1 protein-coding gene is annotated in these 297 nt (G+C 71.0%); it reads right to left on the bottom strand.

Annotation, left to right across the window (positions count from 1 at the left end; genetic code table 11):
- Window positions 1-219: ABC transporter permease (locus HKX41_11035; protein NNC24665.1), on the bottom strand; the 219-nt coding region annotated here is incomplete at its 3' end.
- Between the last annotated feature and the right edge of the window lie 78 nt (window positions 220-297).

Below are 297 nucleotides of genomic sequence, written 5' to 3'. Positions count from 1 at the left end.
GCGCAGGCTGTTCTCGTCCTGCTGCAGTTTGGCTTCGGCGATGAGGTTGTTCAGGCCCAGGCTTTCGACCAGGCGCAGCGCCTCGCGCCGGCTGCCCTCGCCCACCGCCTGCATCGCCACGATCGCGCCGACACCGAAGATCAGGCCGAGCAAGGTCAGCAGCGTGCGCAACCGGCGCCGCCACAGTTCCTCGACCGCTTCGCGCCAGATCGGCGGCAGCCAGCCCAGCGCGCGGTTCACCGCGCCACCGCCCGCGCCGGCTGCGGCTTGGCCGCTGCGTTCTTTTCCTGGTGCTCG

This window comes from Salifodinibacter halophilus, from assembly GCA_012999515.1.
Lineage (GTDB): Bacteria > Pseudomonadota > Gammaproteobacteria > Nevskiales > Salinisphaeraceae > Salifodinibacter > Salifodinibacter halophilus.
This window is presented reverse-complemented; position numbering and strand designations above follow the sequence as displayed.